The organism is Microbacterium sp. HMH0099, from assembly GCF_049384025.1.
Classification (GTDB): Bacteria; Actinomycetota; Actinomycetes; order Actinomycetales; family Microbacteriaceae; genus Microbacterium.
This window is the reverse complement of sequence record NZ_JBMRJR010000002.1, coordinates 313640-329582: the sequence shown is the minus strand read 5'-3', so window position 1 is coordinate 329582 and position 15943 is coordinate 313640. Positions and strand designations below refer to the sequence as shown.

The 15943-nt window shown below is 72.0% G+C and carries 17 protein-coding genes; 9 read left to right on the top strand and 8 right to left on the bottom strand.

The window, feature by feature from the left end; genetic code table 11:
- Positions 1-39 precede the first annotated feature (39 nt).
- From ACO03V_RS05335 to ACO03V_RS05320, 4 genes are all read right to left on the bottom strand, one after another.
- Positions 40-774 (bottom strand): response regulator transcription factor, encoded by a 735-nt coding sequence (locus tag ACO03V_RS05335; RefSeq protein ID WP_367726366.1) that lies wholly within the window; start codon positions 772-774, stop codon positions 40-42.
- Between the two features lie 248 nt (positions 775-1022).
- Positions 1023-2618, bottom strand: a complete 1596-nt coding sequence (gndA, locus tag ACO03V_RS05330; protein ID WP_387053559.1) for an NADP-dependent phosphogluconate dehydrogenase — start codon at positions 2616-2618, stop codon at positions 1023-1025.
- An 89-nt stretch (positions 2619-2707) separates the two neighbouring features.
- A complete protein-coding gene (locus ACO03V_RS05325) occupies positions 2708-3223 on the bottom strand; it encodes a gluconokinase (protein ID WP_367726368.1) in 516 nt (171 codons plus the stop codon).
- A 64-nt stretch (positions 3224-3287) separates the two neighbouring features.
- Complete coding sequence (locus tag ACO03V_RS05320; RefSeq protein WP_367726369.1) at positions 3288-3983, bottom strand: FadR/GntR family transcriptional regulator; 696 nt, start codon at positions 3981-3983, stop codon at positions 3288-3290.
- 146 nt (positions 3984-4129) lie between these two features.
- On the opposite strand from ACO03V_RS05320, the gene ACO03V_RS05315 reads away from it, so the two are divergent.
- The 3 genes from ACO03V_RS05315 to ACO03V_RS05305 are packed head-to-tail and all read left to right on the top strand — an operon-like array spanning position 4130 to position 7314.
- Positions 4130-5518: a GntP family permease gene (locus tag ACO03V_RS05315; protein WP_367726370.1), complete on the top strand. Its 1389-nt coding sequence runs from the start codon at positions 4130-4132 to the stop codon at positions 5516-5518.
- Positions 5515-6294: an SDR family oxidoreductase gene (locus tag ACO03V_RS05310; RefSeq protein WP_423136868.1), complete on the top strand. Its 780-nt coding sequence runs from the start codon at positions 5515-5517 to the stop codon at positions 6292-6294. Before ACO03V_RS05315 ends, ACO03V_RS05310 begins: the two co-directional genes overlap by 4 nt.
- Before the next feature lie 18 nt (positions 6295-6312).
- Complete coding sequence (locus ACO03V_RS05305; protein WP_423136867.1) at positions 6313-7314, top strand: zinc-binding dehydrogenase; 1002 nt, start codon at positions 6313-6315, stop codon at positions 7312-7314.
- A gap of 50 nt (positions 7315-7364) precedes the next feature.
- On the opposite strand, the gene ACO03V_RS05300 is transcribed toward ACO03V_RS05305, so the two are convergent.
- The gene (locus tag ACO03V_RS05300; RefSeq protein ID WP_423136866.1) at positions 7365-8276 is read right to left on the bottom strand and encodes an NAD(P)-dependent oxidoreductase; all 912 of its coding nucleotides are present in this window, start codon (positions 8274-8276) and stop codon (positions 7365-7367) included.
- Positions 8277-8387: 111 nt separating this feature from the next.
- Between ACO03V_RS05300 and ACO03V_RS05295 the strand changes: the two genes are divergently transcribed.
- From ACO03V_RS05295 to ACO03V_RS05280, 4 genes are all read left to right on the top strand, one after another.
- Entirely contained in the window at positions 8388-9443 is a 1056-nt protein-coding gene (locus tag ACO03V_RS05295; protein WP_423136865.1) for a D-2-hydroxyacid dehydrogenase, read from the top strand.
- A gap of 40 nt (positions 9444-9483) precedes the next feature.
- Positions 9484-10278 carry an IclR family transcriptional regulator gene (locus tag ACO03V_RS05290; protein WP_423136864.1) on the top strand — a complete coding sequence of 265 codons (795 nt, stop codon included), beginning with the start codon at positions 9484-9486 and terminating at the stop codon, positions 10276-10278.
- Positions 10279-10508: 230 nt separating this feature from the next.
- Complete coding sequence (locus tag ACO03V_RS05285) at positions 10509-11924, top strand: MFS transporter (RefSeq protein WP_423136863.1); 1416 nt, start codon at positions 10509-10511, stop codon at positions 11922-11924.
- A gap of 34 nt (positions 11925-11958) precedes the next feature.
- On the top strand, positions 11959-12696 hold the full coding sequence (locus tag ACO03V_RS05280) for a fumarylacetoacetate hydrolase family protein (RefSeq protein ID WP_423136862.1): 738 nt from the start codon (positions 11959-11961) through the stop codon (positions 12694-12696).
- Between the two features lie 180 nt (positions 12697-12876).
- Here ACO03V_RS05280 and ACO03V_RS05275 read toward each other — a convergent pair whose 3' ends face one another.
- Positions 12877-13002 carry a hypothetical protein gene (locus ACO03V_RS05275; protein WP_367726378.1) on the bottom strand — a complete coding sequence of 42 codons (126 nt, stop codon included), beginning with the start codon at positions 13000-13002 and terminating at the stop codon, positions 12877-12879.
- Positions 13003-13307: 305 nt separating this feature from the next.
- Here ACO03V_RS05275 and ACO03V_RS05270 point away from each other — a divergent pair, with 305 nt between their 5' ends.
- A complete protein-coding gene (locus tag ACO03V_RS05270) occupies positions 13308-13949 on the top strand; it encodes a 50S ribosomal protein L25/general stress protein Ctc (protein WP_367726380.1) in 642 nt (213 codons plus the stop codon).
- A gap of 110 nt (positions 13950-14059) precedes the next feature.
- Complete coding sequence (pth, locus tag ACO03V_RS05265) at positions 14060-14644, top strand: aminoacyl-tRNA hydrolase (RefSeq protein ID WP_367726381.1); 585 nt, start codon at positions 14060-14062, stop codon at positions 14642-14644.
- 73 nt (positions 14645-14717) lie between these two features.
- Here pth and ACO03V_RS05260 read toward each other — a convergent pair whose 3' ends face one another.
- Both ACO03V_RS05260 and ACO03V_RS05255 read right to left on the bottom strand, forming a co-directional pair.
- Positions 14718-15212 carry a hypothetical protein gene (locus ACO03V_RS05260; protein WP_423136861.1) on the bottom strand — a complete coding sequence of 165 codons (495 nt, stop codon included), beginning with the start codon at positions 15210-15212 and terminating at the stop codon, positions 14718-14720.
- Between the two features lie 172 nt (positions 15213-15384).
- Positions 15385-15882 (bottom strand): hypothetical protein, encoded by a 498-nt coding sequence (locus ACO03V_RS05255; protein WP_423136860.1) that lies wholly within the window; start codon positions 15880-15882, stop codon positions 15385-15387.
- Positions 15883-15943: the final 61 nt, after the last annotated feature.

Below are 15943 nucleotides of genomic sequence, written 5' to 3'. Positions count from 1 at the left end.
GCAGCGTCCACGGCCGCCGCGGCGCGCGGGAGGCCGAGCTCACTGCGGGGCTTTGATCATGTAGCCCACGCCGCGGACGGTGTGGATGAGCGGCTCGTGACCGGCGTCGATCTTCTTCCGCAGGTAGGAGATGTACAGCTCGACGACGCTGGAACGGCCGCCGAAGTCGTAGTTCCAGACCCGGTCGAGGATCTGGGCCTTCGACACGACGCGGCGCTGGTTGCGCATGAGGAAGCGCAGCAGCTCGAACTCCGTCGCCGTGAGCTCGATCTCGCGGTCGCCGCGGATGACCTCGTGGCTGTCCTCGTTGAGCGACAGGTCGCCGACGCGCAGGATCGGCTCGGAGTCGCGGGTCGCGGCCGTGCCGGCGCGGCGCATGAGGCCCCGGAGGCGCGCGACGACCTCCTCGAGGCTGAAGGGCTTGGTGACGTAGTCGTCGCCGCCGGCGGTGAGTCCCGCCACGCGGTCCGCCACGGCGTCCTTCGCCGTGAGGAAGAGCACGGGCACGTCGCTGCCCGAGTGGCGCAGACGCTGCAGCACGGCCATGCCGTCGAGGTCGGGCATCATGATGTCGAGCACCATGGCATCCGGGTCGAAGTCTCGTGCGGCCTGCAGGGCGTCGAAGCCCGAGCCGGCGGTGCGGACGTCCCAGCCCTCCATGCGCAGCGCCATCGACAGGAGGTCGGTGAGCATCTGCTCGTCGTCGACGACCAGCACCCGCAGGGCGGAGCCGTCGGGGCGGGTGATGGCGGGGGAGGGGGCGGTCGCGCTCATGCGTTCATTGTGGACGCATACCTATGAGGTTTCTATGGCGAGAGCTATGCGCTGTCTGTGAGGTCCGCGCGGGCCGTGCCGGGGTGCAGCGCCGAGGTGCCGCAAATGCTCACCGTGACGACGCTGCGCGTACATCTGCGGCACGTCAGTGCTCCCGGGAGGGGAGGGGCGGGGCGGGCGAGGGGCGTGGGGGAAAACAGAAGGCGGCGGCGAGCCGAAGCCCGCCGCCGCCGTGTCCGACCGTGAGGTCAGTGCGTGTCTTCCGCCTCGATCTCGGTGCGGTCGCCGGACCAGAGGGTGTGGAACGTGCCCTCCTTGTCGATGCGACGGTAGGTGTGGGCGCCGAAGAAGTCGCGCTGGCCCTGGATGAGGGCGGCGGGCAGGCGCTCGGCGCGCAGACCGTCGTAGTACGCCAGCGAGGAGCTGAAGGCGGGGGCCGGGATGCCGCTGGCCGCCGACAGCGAAACGATGTGGCGCCACGCGTCCTGCGCGCGGCCGAGGGCCTCGACGAAGTACGGGGCGGTGAGCAGCACCGGCAGCTCGGACTGGGCGTCGTACGCCTCGGCGATGCGGTTGAGGAACTGCGCGCGGATGATGCAGCCGCCGCGCCAGATCTTCGACACGGCACCGAGGTCGATGTTCCAGTCGTACTGGGCCGCACCCGCGCGGATCTCGTCGAAGCCCTGCGAGTAGGCGACGATCTTCGAGGCGTAGAGCGCCAGGCGCACCTGCTCGATGAAGGCGTCGGCGTCCTCGCCCGAGAGCTGCTCGGTGCCGGACGGACCGGGCAGCTCGCGGGAGACCTCGCGCTGCTCGGGGTGGCTGGACAGCGACCGGGCGAAGGTGGCCTCGGCGATGCCCGAGACGGGGACGCCCAGGTCGAGGGCGGTCTGCACCGTCCACGCGCCGGTGCCCTTGGCGCCGGCTTGGTCGAGGATGACGTCGACGAGTGGCTTGCCGGTGTCGGCGTCGGTCTGCCGCAGCACCTCGGCGGTGATCTCGATGAGGTAGGACTCCAGCTCGCCGCGGTTCCACTCGGCGAACACGTCGGCGATCTCGGCCGGGGTCTTGCCCGTGGCGCGGCGGATGAGGTCGTACGCCTCGGCGATGAGCTGCATGTCGGCGTACTCGATGCCGTTGTGCACCATCTTCACGAAGTGGCCGGCGCCGTCGTGGCCGACGTGGGTGACGCACGGCTCGCCCTCGGCGACCGCGGCGATGGACTTCAGGATGGGTCCGAGCGTGGCCCAGGCCTCGTCGGAGCCGCCGGGCATGATCGAGGGGCCGAGCAGCGCGCCCTCCTCGCCGCCGGAGACGCCCATGCCGACGTAGTTGATGCCGGTGTCGCGCACGGCCTTCTCGCGGCGGATGGTGTCGGTGAAGAGGGCGTTGCCGCCGTCGACGATGATGTCGCCCGGCTCGAAGACCTTCACGAGCTCGTCGATGACGAAGTCGGTGGGGCGTCCGGCCTTGACCATGATGATCGCGGTGCGCGGCACGCTGAGCGACGCGGCGAAGTCCTCGTACGAGAACGAGGCGACGAACCCGGCCTCGGGGTGCGCGTCGACGAGGTGCTCGGTCTTGTCGCTGCTGCGGTTGAACACGGCGACGGTGTTGCCCTCGCGGCTGGCGAGGTTGCGGGCGAGGTTCGAGCCCATGACGGCCAGACCCACGACGCCGATGTTGGCCTGTCCGCTGCCGGAGCCCTCGGGCGCCGAGTCGGCCTCGGCGGTGGGGCGCTCCACCTCTTCGGGACCGGGTGCACCCTCGTGCACCTGAGCGGCCTGGTGGGGCGCCTGGTCCTGGTCGGTCGAGGGTCCGGTGGGAGAGGGGGTCGACGTCATTCGTTGCTCCGTGTTCGGGTGCGAGGAAGGGTGGGCGGGGTTCCGGGCGGGCCGCCTCCGCCACTGTATCGGCTCGGCCCGCGGCTGTTTCAGGACGCGTCGGACAGGTGCAGTCGGGCGACGATCTCGTCGACCTGCTCCCGCGGCGTCATGTCGAGGTCGACGCGGATGGCCTGCTCATCGGCGTCCGGGATCTCCAGGGTCTCGAACTGCGAGGTCAGCAGCGACGGCGGCATGTAATGACCCTGTCGGCGCAGGAGGCGTTCGAGCACGAGGGCGGGGTCGCCCATGAGGAGCACGAACGTCACGTCGTCGCGGCGGAGGACGTCGCGGTAGCTGCGCTTGAGGGCGGAGCACGTGATCACGCCGGGGCGCCCCGCGTCGATCTGCCCGTCGATCCAGGCGGCGACCCGGTCGAGCCAGGGCCAGCGGTCCTCGTCGCTGAGCGCGTGGCCGGCCGCCATCTTGGCCACGTTGGCCGCGGGATGCAGGTCGTCGCCCTCCTGGAACTCCCACCCGAGACGCCCGGCGAGCATCCCGGCGACGGTGGACTTGCCCGTTCCGGCGGGGCCCATGAACACGAGGACGGGAGGGGTGGATGCCATGGACTCTTCCTTCGTCGGGAGCGGCGGTGGGGTGGGGACGGGGCGGGCCGGCGATGCCGGCGGGTCAGAGGGTGAGGCGGACCTCGCTCAGCACCGCGGCGACGTAGAGGCGCGCGTGCTCCTCGGCGGCGTCGGCGTCGGCGCGGGCGATCGCGGAGGCGGCCGCGATGTGGTTGTCGAGCGCGTCAGGGTTGGGGACGCCGGGGGTCAGACCGTGCCAGGAGCGGCCCTCGATCGCGGCGGCGATGGGGGCGCGGGCCGCCGCGAGCATGAGGTTGCCGCTGGAGAGCAGGATGAGGTCGTGGAAGGCGATGTCGGCCGCCAGGTACTCGGGGGAGTTCCCCCGTCCCTCCGCTCCGAGGCGCGCGAGCTCGTCGGCGAGGCGGAGGATCTCGCCGCGCTGGACGTCGGTCGCGCGACGCGCGCTCAGCCGGGCCGCCACGGGCTCGATCGCCGCGCGGAGCTCCGTCGTGTTGACGATGAGCTGATCGCGTCGGCGGCCGGCCAGCTGCCAGCCGATCAGGCGGGTGTCCAGCGCTCTCCACTCGTCGGCCGGACGCACGGTGATGCCCACGCGACGGCGCTGCGCGAGCATGCCCATGGCCTCGAGGACGCGGACCGCCTCGCGGACGACCGTGCGGGAGACGCCGTACTCGGACTCGAGGGCGGCGAGGGTCAGGACCTGGCCGGCGGAGAGATCGCCGTCGACGATGCGGATGCCGATGGCATCCAGCACGGTGCCGTGCGACGCGCCTGCCATGACCCCTCCTTAGGTCGTTTGATACGACCATATCTTGTCAAAAATATGATCATTGTGTGAGGATTCTGCGGAACCCCCCTCGGCGATCGTGGATCGAGCCGAGTATGCCCGATGCCGCGCATCCCCCTGTTATCGACGGAGATCTCTTGGACGACTGGACTCAAACCCTCGGCACCGCGCCGTTGCTCGCCATCGCGGCGGGCGCGATCGCGCTGATCCTGGTGCTCATCATCTGGCTGAAGGTGCACGCGTTCCTCGCGCTCATCATCGTGTCGCTCGTCACGGCGTTCGTCGCCGGCATCCCCGTGTCGGCCATCGTGTCGACGCTCACCGGAGGATTTGGCGGCACCCTCGGCACGGTGGCCCTGCTCGTGGCCCTCGGCGCGATGCTCGGGCGCCTGATCGAGCACTCGGGAGGGGCGCAGTCGCTCGCCGAGACGTTCGTGCGTATCTTCGGCGAGAAGCGGGCGCCCTTCGCGCTCGGCATCGTCTCGCTGATCCTCGGGTTCCCGATGTTCTTCGACGCCGGGCTCGTCATGATGCTGCCGATCATCTTCGCCATCGCGCGCCGGGTGTCGGGGAACAACGTGCTGCTGTTCGGTCTGCCCGCCGCCGCCGCGTTCTCGGTCATGCACGTCTTCCTGCCGCCGCACCCCGGTCCCGTCAGCGCCACCGAGCTCTACGGCGCGAACCTCGGTCTCGTGCTGCTGGTCGGCCTCATCATCGCCTTCCCGATCTGGTACCTGTCCGGTTACCTCTGGGGCAAGTTCGTCGCGCGCCGCATCATCCTGCCCGTGCCGGCGCTCTTCGGCGACGTCGACGCCGACCAGCCCCACAACCCGCCGAAGCCGATCACCGTCATCGCGGTCCTCCTCCTGCCTATGCTGCTGATCTTCCTCAACACCGGTCTCACCACCCTCGGCTCGGCGGGGGTCGTCGACACCGAGAACACCGTCATCCAGGTGCTCGTCCTGCTCGGCAACTCGCCCGTCGCCCTCCTCATCACCGTGCTGGTCGCCACCGTCGTGTTCGGCTTCCGCCGCGGCGAGAACGGGACGGCCCTGGAGAAGGTCGTGGACTCCGCGCTCGGGCCCGTGTGCTCGGTCATCCTCATCACCGGCGCCGGCGGCATGTTCGGCGCGGTGCTCCGTGCCTCCGGCATCGGCGACGCGCTCGCCGACAGCCTGAGCGACCTCGGTCTCCCGGTCATCGTGGCGGCCTACATCATCGCGGTGATCCTGCGCCTGGCGCAGGGGTCGGCCACGGTGGCCCTCGTCACCGCCGCGGGTCTGGCGGCCCCGGCCGTCATGGCGGGCGACTTCTCGCCCCTGCAGGTCGTCGCGATCACCATCGCCACCGCTGCCGGCTCGGTCTTCGCCGGTCACGTCAACGACTCCGGCTTCTGGCTCGTCGGCCGCCTCATGGGCATGGACGTCAAGACGACGCTGAAGACGTGGACCGTCCAGCAGGCCATCGAGTCCGTGCTGGGCTTCGCCGCCGCGCTGCTCGTCTTCGCGATCGGAGCGGTCCTGTGACCGGCTCGAACGCCGACCTGTTCGACGTCGCCGACCGCCTGGCCCTCGTCACCGGGTCGTCCCGCGGCCTGGGCCGTGCGCTCGCGCTCACCCTGGCCCGCGGGGGCGCCCGCCTCATCGTGCACGGCCGCGACGCGGCCGCGGTCGAGCAGACCCGAGCCGAGGCCGAGGAGCTCTCGGGGCGCCCGGCGCAGGCGGTGACCTTCGACGTGACCGACGCCGCGGCCGTCGAGAGCGCCGTCGGCACGCTGCTCGCCGAGGTCGGCACTCCCGAGATCCTCGTCAACAACGCCGGCGTCCAGCGCCGTGCGCCCATCCACGAGTTCGCCGTCAGCGACTGGGACGACATCGTCGCGGCGAACCTGTCCGGCGTGTTCTACGTCTCGCGGTTCGTCACGCCCGCGATGGTCGCCCGCGGCTCGGGCAAGGTCGTCAACGTCGCCTCGGTGCAGTCGCGCCTCGCGCGCCAGACGATCGCGCCGTACTCGGCGACGAAGGGCGGCGTCGCCCAGCTGACCGCCGGGATGGCCGCGGATCTCGCTCGCCACGGCATCCAGGTCAACGCGCTCAGCCCCGGGTACTTCGCGACGGAGATGAACCGCGCCCTCGTGGAGGATCCCGAGTTCACGCGCTGGCTCGAGCAGCGCACGCCCGCCGCCCGGTGGGGCAATTTCGACGAGCTCCGCGGGGCGCTGCTCTTCCTCGCCTCGGACGCGTCGAGCTTCGTCTCGGGGCAGAACATCTTCGTCGACGGCGGGATGACGGCGGTCGTCTGACCGCGGAGAGGAACCATGATGCAGTCACTGGTGATCGAGAAGGCGCTCACCGCCGCCGTTCGCGAGGTCGACGTCCCCGAACCGGGGGAGGGGCAGGTGCGTCTGCGCGTGGAGTACGTCGGCATCTGCGGATCCGACCTGCACTACTACTTCGAGGGCGCCAACGGCGCGTTCGTCGTGCGGGAGCCGCTCGTCCCCGGGCACGAGCTGTCCGGGCGGGTCGACCTCGACCCCTCTGGCGCCCTGGCCGCGGGCACCCCGGTGACGGTGCACCCCGCGCGCTTCGGCACGCCCCGCGAGGGCATCGAAGACGCTCCCCACCTCTGGCCCGGCGGCTCCTACCTCGGCAGCGCCTCGACCTGGCCGCACACCCAGGGCGCGGCATCCGAGTACCTGATCGTCGAGGCGGACATGGTGCGGGTCCTCCCCGCGGACCTCCCCGTGCGCCGCGCCGTCCTGGCGGAGCCGCTGGCCGTCGCGCTGCACGCGCTCGGCAAGGCCGGCGACGTCGCGGGGCGGGACGTCCTGGTCACCGGGTCCGGGCCCATCGGTCTCATGGCGGTGGCGGCCGCCGTCGCCGCCGGCGCCCGCGTCACCGCGACCGACGTCCTCGCGGGGCCCCTCGAACGGGCCACCGCCCTCGGAGCGGCGGCGACGATCGACGTCTCCACCGACGCGGTCGAACCGAACGCGTACGCCGTCGTCCTCGAATGCTCGGGCGTGCCCGTGTCGATCTCGACCGCCTTGAAGGCCGTGCGGCCCGGCGGCACCGTCGTCCAGGTCGGCATGCTGCCCGACGACCCGCGCCCGGTGAACCTCGCGCCCTTCATCTCGAAGGAGGTGCGCTACCTCGGCGCCTTCCGCTTCCACCAGGAGATCGACCGCGCGGTGCAGCTCCTCGCCGAGACCCCCGGCATCGAGGCGGCCCTCACGCACGAGTTCCCGGTGACGGATGCCGAGGAGGCCTTCGCCACCGCCCGCGACTCGCAGCGCTCGGGCAAGGTCGTCTTCGCCCTCTGACGCAGAACGCCCCGGTCCTCGCCGTGCGAGCACCGGGGCGTTCCGCGCATTCAGTCCGCGCTGCGCTCGGCGGTGAAGCGCCGGGTCACGGCGATGTCGCGCTCGCCGAGGTCCCGTTCGACGATCTCGTCGAAGGCGGCACGGAGCGCAGGCAGCAGCGCGGGCCGCGTGTCCGTCGCCGCGGCGATGTCGGCGGCGAAGCGCAGGTCCTTCACCATGTAGCTCGCGATCCCGCTCGGGGAGTCGTCGCCCGCGACGAGCTTGTCGCGCCGGCTCTCCAGCAGGTTCGAGCCCGCGTAGCCGCCGGCCAGGAGCTCCCAGAGCGCGGCGGGATCGACGTCGGAGCGTGCGGCGAGCTCGGTCGCCTCGCCCAGGGCCAGGATCGTCGCGGCGACCACCATCTGATTGCACGCCTTCGCCACCGCGCCCGCGCCGAGGGGCCCGAGGCGCACGGGGCGGCCGCAGGGGGCCAGCAGCGCGGCCGCCCGCTCGGTGTCAGCGGGCTCGCCGCCGAGCATGATCGACAGGGTGCCCGCTCTCGCGCCGTCCTCCCCGCCCGAGACGGGGCAGTCGACGACCCGGATGCCGTCGGGAAGGCGTCCCGCGAGATCGCGCACGCCGACGGGGGAGACGGTGGAGCCGATCATCAGGAGGAAGTCGCGGCCGTCGATGCCGGCGAGGAGACCGTCGGGACCGTCGAGATGCTCCTCGAGCTGGGGAAGATCGGGCAGCATCACGAGGACGGCGTCGGTGCCCGCGGCCAGCTCACGAGCGGTCTGGGCCCACAGTGCTCCCGCCTCGCTGAGGGCGGGGCGCTCGCGCCGGGCGTGGACCGTCACGGAACCGCGCGCCGTCAGCAGATGCCGCGCCATCGGCTCGCCCATGGCGCCGAGGCCCCAGACGCCGAGACGGATGCTGTCCGCGGGGGAGGAGGGGCCGGTCTCTTCATCGAGCGGGGTCATGGCGCGATCCTATCGGCTGGACAACAGGTTGAACAGGGTTCACTATGGTGAACGGTATTCGAGACAGTCCGCGAGTGGTCGGCGATCCCGCGGCGGAGGGAAGAGACGACGATGTCGACGACGAAGAGCCTACGCGCGGTGGTCGCGGTCCCCTTGAGCGAGGAGCACTGCCGCCTCATCGAACGGCTGGAGCCGCGGGTCGAGGTCGTCCGCGACGCCGCTCTCCTGCCCCCCATGCGCGGCCCCGCTGACTGGTCGGGGGATCCGGCGCACGTGCGCACCGCGGAGGAGCAGCGCGCCTTCGACGCCCTGGTCGACTCGGCCGAGGCGCTCTTCGGCATCCCCGACGTCGATCCCGCTGCCCTCGCGCGCACGGTCGCCGCGAACCCTCGTCTGCGCTGGGTCATGACGACGGCCGCGGGGGGAGGCGGGCAGGTCAAGGCCGCGGGCCTCGATCGCGCGGCTCTGGACCGGGTGGTCTTCACCACCAGCGCCGGTGTGCACGGCGGACCGCTCGCCGAGTTCGCGGTCTTCGGGGTGCTCTCCGGGGCGAAGGACCTCCCGCGGCTCGCGCGTCAGCAGGCCGAGAAGAGCTGGACCGACCGCTGGGAGATGCGCCAGGTCGACGAGATGACCGTGCTGATCGTCGGGCTCGGCGGCATCGGCGCCGAGTGCGCGCGGCGCTTCCACGCCCTCGGGGCCCGCGTCTGGGGGACCACGCGCTCCGGCGCTCCCGTCGAGGGCGTCGACCGGCTCATCCCCCTCGACGACCTCGTCGCGGCGGTGGCCGAGGTGGACGCCGTCGTCGTCACCCTGCCGGGGACCGATCAGACGCACCACCTGATCAGCGCCGAGGTGCTCGCCGCCGTCAAGCCGGGCGTCATCGTGGCCAGTGTCGGGCGGGGGACGGTCATCGACGAGGAGGCCCTCCTCGGCGCCCTCGACGACGGGCGGGTGTCCTTCGCCGCCCTGGACGTGTTCGAGGTCGAGCCGCTCCCGGCGGAGTCGCCGCTCTGGCGGCATCCGAACGTCCTCGTCAGCCCGCACACGGCCGCGCTCAGCAGCAAGGAGGAGGAGCGCATCGCGCGCCGTTTCGCCGAGAACGCCACGCGCCTCCTCGACGGCGAGCCGATGCGGGCCGTTGTCGATACGGTCGAGTTCTACTGACTCGGCCGCTGCGGCGGCGTCGACGGAACGGGAGGTCGCGGTGAGCGACGACGACGACAGCGCGGTCGCGCGCGATCCGGCTCCGGCGGTGGGCCGCGGCATCCGTCTTCTGGGTCTGCTCGCCGAGGCGGGACGGGCGCTGACGCTCACCGAGCTCGCGGCGGGCCTCGGCCTGGCGAAGTCGTCGACGGCGAACCTGTGCCTCTCGCTCGAGGCGGGACGCATGATCGAGCGGGTTCCGCTCGGCTATCGCCTCGGGATCCGCACCGCCGAGCTCGGGGGTGCGTTCGCGGCGCAGTTCAACCAGGTCCGCGAGTTCTACGCCGTGTGCGAGACGTCCCCCGTCCTGGCGACCGAGCTCGTGCAGGTCGCGGTGCTCGACGACGCCGACGCGCTCTACCTCGCGCGGTACGAGGGGTCGCGGTCGGTGCGGCTGGGGACGCCCCTCGGGTCCCGCCTGCCCGCGGCGCTGTCGGCCACGGGACGCGCCCTGCTCATGACCCGGGACGACGACGACGTGCGGGCGCTGCTCGGTGGGGGCCGTCCGCTGCCGCAGCTCACCGAGCACAGCACGGTCGACGTCGACGCGGTCATCGCCAAGCTGCACGCCGCGCGGGAGCGCGGCTGGTCCGTCGACGAGGAGGAGTCGTTCCGCGGCATCGTCGGGGTGGCCGTTCCCCTCGAAGGCTGGGCGCCCGGCGATCCGCAGCTCGCGCTGGGGGTCGGCATCCCGGTCGCGGATGCCACCGGCGAGCGCATCGCGCGGGTCGGCGCCGCGCTGCGCGAGGCGGCCCGGGCCCTCACGAACCCGTTCAGCGCGGCCCGCGGGGCCTGAGCGCCGTCCCTCCGGCCATCCGTGGGCGGCGCGCAGGTGCCCGTCGACCGGCCCGACGGCCGTCGATATGCCCTCCGACCGAACGCCCGGCGTCCCGTCCGATCGCTGACCCGCCCGGCGTTCGGCGTGCGCGGCGCGGAGACCGCGGCCAGATTATGTTCAACATATTGAACCGTGTCCATTGGGTTGGTACAGTCACCTCGTCGCAAGACCCCAGCCGATCGAAGGAGATGGCCGTGACCACCGCATCCACACCGACGCCGCAGCCGACGGATGACCCCGAATACGCGGCCAATCTGCGCCGCGCGACCCTCGCCTCGAGCATCGGCAGCGCCCTGGAGTACTTCGACTTCGCGTTGTACGGGCTGTCCACGGCGCTGATCTTCAACGTCCTCTTCTTCCCACAGGACGACCCCGCCCTCGCCACGGTGGCCGCCTTCGCGACCTACGGCGTCGGCTTCCTGGCCCGGCCGTTCGGCGGTCTGTTCTTCGGCGTCCTCGGCGACAAGCTCGGACGCAAGTGGGTGCTCGTCATCACGATCCTGCTCATGGGCGGCGCGTCCACGGCGATCGGGCTGCTGCCGACGTACTCGGCCATCGGGGTCGCGGCGCCCATCCTCCTCGTCATCATGCGCCTGCTGCAGGGCTTCGGCGCCGGCGCCGAGCAGGCCGGCGCGACCGTGCTCATGGCCGAGTACGCCCCCGTGAAGCGTCGCGGTTTCTTCGCCGCTCTGCCCTTCATCGGCATCCAGGCCGGCACCCTTCTGGCCGCGGTCGTCTTCGCCCTCATCTCGCTGCTGCCCGAGGACCAGCTGCTCACGTGGGGCTGGCGCGTCCCGTTCCTGGCGTCGTTCATGCTCATCCTCATCGCCTTGTTCATCCGCGTGCGCCTGCGCGAGACGCCGACCTTCATCGAGCTCGAGAAGAGCGAGCAGATCGCCGAACGCCCGGTCCGCGACATCTTCACGCGCGGTCTGCCGGGCGTCATCGTCGGCATCGGCCTGCGCATGGCCGAGAACGGCGGGTCGTACATGTTCAACACGCTCGCGCTGACGTTCTTCGTCGCCTCGGTCGGCGGTCAGGCGGACCGCAGCCTGCTCACCTGGGGCGTCACCCTCGGGTCCCTCATCGGCATCTTCTCGGTGCCGCTGACCGGCGCGCTGTCGGACCGGATGGGCCGTCGGACGGTCTACCGCGCCGGCGCGGTGTTCATGCTGGTCTTCACCTTCCCCGCGTGGTGGCTCATCTCGCTCGGAAGCTACCCGGTCACGATCGCCGTCGTCGCCGTCGGAATTGGCGTGGCCGTCAACTCCATGCTCGGCCCGCAGTGCGCGATGCTGCCCGAGCTGTTCGGCAACCGCCACCGCTACCTCGGCGTCGCGATGGCGCGCGAGATCTCCGCGGTGCTCGCGGGCGGACTGGCCGGTGTCCTCGGCGCGTACATCATCGCCGTGAGCGGGGCGAACTGGCTGCTGCTGGCGATCTACATGGCCACGCTCGCCCTCATCACGACCGCGTCGACCTTCCTCGTCCCCGAGACCCTCCGGCGCGACCTGACGCGCACCGACGACGCGATCAAGGTGTCGCGCGAGGAGGCCGGCGAGGGCGTGGACGCCACCACCGTGACCGTTCGGACGATCCGGTGAGCGCGCCGGCTCCGGAGCGATCGGCGGCGGTCCCGTGCTGATCGGGCGGGTGGACACGGATGCCGGGACCCTGACGGTGCGTCTCGACGACGACGGCGGGTTCGTGCCGATCGAGGATCCGTACGCGGCGTTCGCGGCCGGACGCGCGGCCCAGGACGTCGGAGACGCGGTGCAGGGGACGCTCGTCGCCCCGGCGATGCCGACCGTGATCGTGGGGATCGCGCAGAACGGCCCGGCTCACGCGTCCCCCGTGCAGGCCTGGCTGAAGAGTCCGCGGACCGTGATCGGCCCCTCGGCGCACGTCGCTCTCCGACGGGATGCCGGGACGACGGTGGCCGAGGCGGAGGTCGCGGTCGTGATCGGTCGGGACACGACCGGCCTGACCGCCGAGAACGCCCACGAGTACGTGCTCGGCCTCACCGCGGTGAACGACCTGTCCAGCCCCGACCGGACGGCGTCGGACCCCCGCAACTTCGAGTCGAAGGCGGGTGTCGGCTACACCCCGCTCGGTCCCGTGATCGACACCGCGGTCTCGATCGACGACGACCTGGCGATGGCCCTCGTCGTGGACGGGGTGCGCGTGGCCGAGACGTCGGCGGCGCGGTTGCCGAGCGGCATCCGGGGAACCCTGGCCTACGTGGCGCGGTGGCTCCCGCTCGGTCCGGGGGACGTGGTGATGACGGGTGCACCGTTCTCGGCGGCCCCGATCGCGCCGGGCGCCGTGGTCGAGGTCGTCGTCGGAGGGATGACGCTGCGCACGCTCACGTCCTGACCCCCGCCGGGGACTCCCGAGCCGTGACTTGTCGCAGATGTACGCGAAAGCGGTGCTGGGGCGTGCATTCGCGCCGAGTCAGCGCGGGGCACCTCAGCCGTGACTTGTCGCAGATGTACGCGAAAGCGGGGCCACGGCGTGCATTCGCGCCGAGTCAGCGCGGGGGAGTGGGGTCGGGCGTCAGTGCTTCTTGTACGCGGCCGTGCGGCCGAGGGAGACGAGGGCGCCGATCAGGCCGATGCCGCCGAGGGTCGCGATCGCGCCGACGACGACGATCATGACGTGGGAGAAGAAGCCGCTGTCCATGGAGGTCCTCCGGTAGGGAATGCCCGTCGATCCTACCGGGGTCGCGCGCCGCGGCCGCGCCGGAGCGGGCGGAGCGGGGTCGGGTCGAAGTCCGCCCCCGGTCGCTGGTAGACTCGGGGCGAACTTCGGCGAGGGACTCCTCGTCGTGCGCCCCGGGCGGGGTGCCGACGGTGTCCGTGATCGACGCGGTGATGCAGGCTCCCGGCTTTCCTCACGCGCTCGCGTTCGAGTCGAATCCAGACCACATACGTGCGGGCCTCGCCCGTCCACCAAGCTGCGGGCCGCGCGCCCGCGAGGAGAACATCATGTCGGAAGACAACAAGGTCGTCGCCGAGGTCCGCGAGAACTTCGGCAAGGGCTTCGCCCGCCGTCTGCGCGCCGCGGGCAAGATCCCCGCCGTCATCTACGGTCACGGCACCGACCCGCAGCACGTCGCGCTGCCGGGCCACCAGGTCGCGCTGCTCATCCGCCGCGCCAACGCGCTGCTCGACCTCGACATCGCCGGCAAGAGCCAGCTCGTCCTGGTCAAGGACGTGCAGAAGGACCCGGTGCACCAGATCATCGAGCACATCGACCTGCTCGTCGTCCGCCAGGGCGAGAAGGTCGCCGTCGACGTCCCCGTCGTCGTCACGGGCGAGCCCTTCGCCGGCACGATCGCCACGCTCGAGAACACGACCGTCGCGCTCGAGGTCGAGGCCACCCACATCCCGCAGAACATCGAGGTGTCGGTCGAGGGTGCCGAGGACGGCACGCAGATCACCGCCGGCCAGCTCGACCTGCCCCGCGGCGCCGTCCTGACGGGCGACGCCGAGCAGCTCATCGTGGCCGTCTCGATCCCGCTCGCGACCATCGCCGCGGACGAGGAGATCGCCGAGGCCGACGCCGAGGTCGCCGAGGAGCAGTCCGAAGAGGCCGAGTCCGCCGCCGAGGGCGACGACGAGAACTGACGTCGTCCGGCCGCGCGAGCGGTCGACCGCGTCGAGGGGGTGCCTACGGGCGCCCCCTTTCCGTTTCCGCCGGTCGGCGGTCCCGCGGAGGATCGAGGAGGATGGATGCCATGGCACAGACGTGGTTGATCGTGGGTCTGGGCAACCCGGGCCCGCGATACGAGGCGACGAGGCACAACGTCGGGCAGATGGTGATGGACGAGCTCGCCGCGCGCCGCAGCGAGACGTTCCGCGCGCACAAGGCGAACGCCCGCGTCGTCGAGACGTGGCTACGGCCCGGCGCGGACAAGATGGTCCTCGCCAAGCCGAACAGCTTCATGAACGTCTCCGGCGGACCGGTCGCCGGCCTGGCGAAGTTCTACGGGGTCGACCCGGAGCGCGTGATCGTCGTCCACGACGAGCTGGACATCCCGTTCGACACGATCAAGCTGAAGACCGGCGGCGGTCACGGCGGCCACAACGGGGTCCGTGATGTGGCGAAGGCGCTCGGCACCCCCGAGTTCCCCCGCGTCCGTGTCGGCATCGGTCGTCCCGCGGGCCGTCAGGACCCGGCCGACTGGGTCCTGGACCCGTTCGGCGCGACCGAGCGGCCGAACCTGCCCATCCTCGTCTCGGATGCCGCGGACGCGGTCGAGCAGGTGGTGTCCGAGGGTCTGCTGGCCGCTCAGCAGCGTTTCCACGCGCCGCGCGCCTGACGACGCACCTCCTCTACGACACGAGGACGCCCTCGACCGATCGGCCGGGGGCGTCCTCGTGTCGTGGCGTCCGTCACATGTTCCCGAGGTACGGCCCGGCGCCGACGGCCACGCCGATCGACGTGAAGGTCAGCACCGCGCCGATGCCGATCACGGCCACGATGATCGCGGCGATGCCCCAGCCGCGACCGCGGTTCTTGACGGCGGCGATGATGCCCTGGATGAGGCCCCACAGCGCCAGCGCGCCCCACACGAGGAAAGCGACGAGGGTGAGGATGCCGCCGACGACGGCGGCATTCTGACCCTCGGGCGGGATCGTGTTCGGGTCCACCTGGGTCGTACCCGTGATGTCGACGTACTGGGCCAGCGACCCGCTCTGCATCCCGCCGACGAAGCCGAGGATCGAGCCGATCACGGCGCCCGCGAGAGCGGCCAGGAAGGCGATCAGGCCGAGTCCGCGCCCGCCTTTGGTGTGTGCCGGCTGCGCGTAGTCGTTGACGGGCGGGGCGTACTGCGGGGCGCCGGAGCGCGCGTCGTAGGGCTCGGGGGCGGGTGGGGGAGTGCTCATGGCGGTCCTCCTTCGTCTCGGCGGCGCACGCGCGCCAGGTGAGGTGAGTCTAGGGACGCGGGTCACTGCGGATCCGGGGGTGGACGAGGGCCCGCGCGGAGCGGTAGCGCCCGGTCGATGCCGCCGGTCAGATCGGACTGCCCCCGCCGGCGGAGACGGTCGATGCCGCCGGTCAGATCGGACTGCCCCCGCCGGCGGAGACGGTCGCGGCGCCCGCGAACAGCGCCAGCGCCACGCACACGGAGAAGACGAGCGGGCCGAGGACGGAGAGCACGATGGCCGTGATCCCGGCGCCGCGTCCCAGCCCGCGGGCGGTCGCGACGATGCCCACCACGAGGGCTGCGACCCCCAGCACCGTCGCCGCCCAGAACGACGCCTCGGCGACCAGCACGAGATCGCGGACGGGGGAGAGGACGCGCCAGTCGACGCTCGTCCCGCCGCGGGCGAGGAACTCGCCCCCCGCCCCGCGCGCCACCCGGAACGAGGCGAGACCGGCGACCGCGGGAGCGAGGACGCCCGCCACGAGGGCCAGCACCAGCGCGATGCGGCCGAGCGGCCGGCGGCGCCGCCGCGTCTCCGGCGGTCCGACGAGCGTGCCGGTCGGCGGCGGCACGTGCGGGGCGGCGAACGAGACGCCGTCGGACGGGCCGGGCGCGTGCGGTGCGGACATGCGGTTCAGCCTACGAGAGCCCCGCGCGTCCCCGACAGCGGCGAGGCCCGGCCGCGCGATC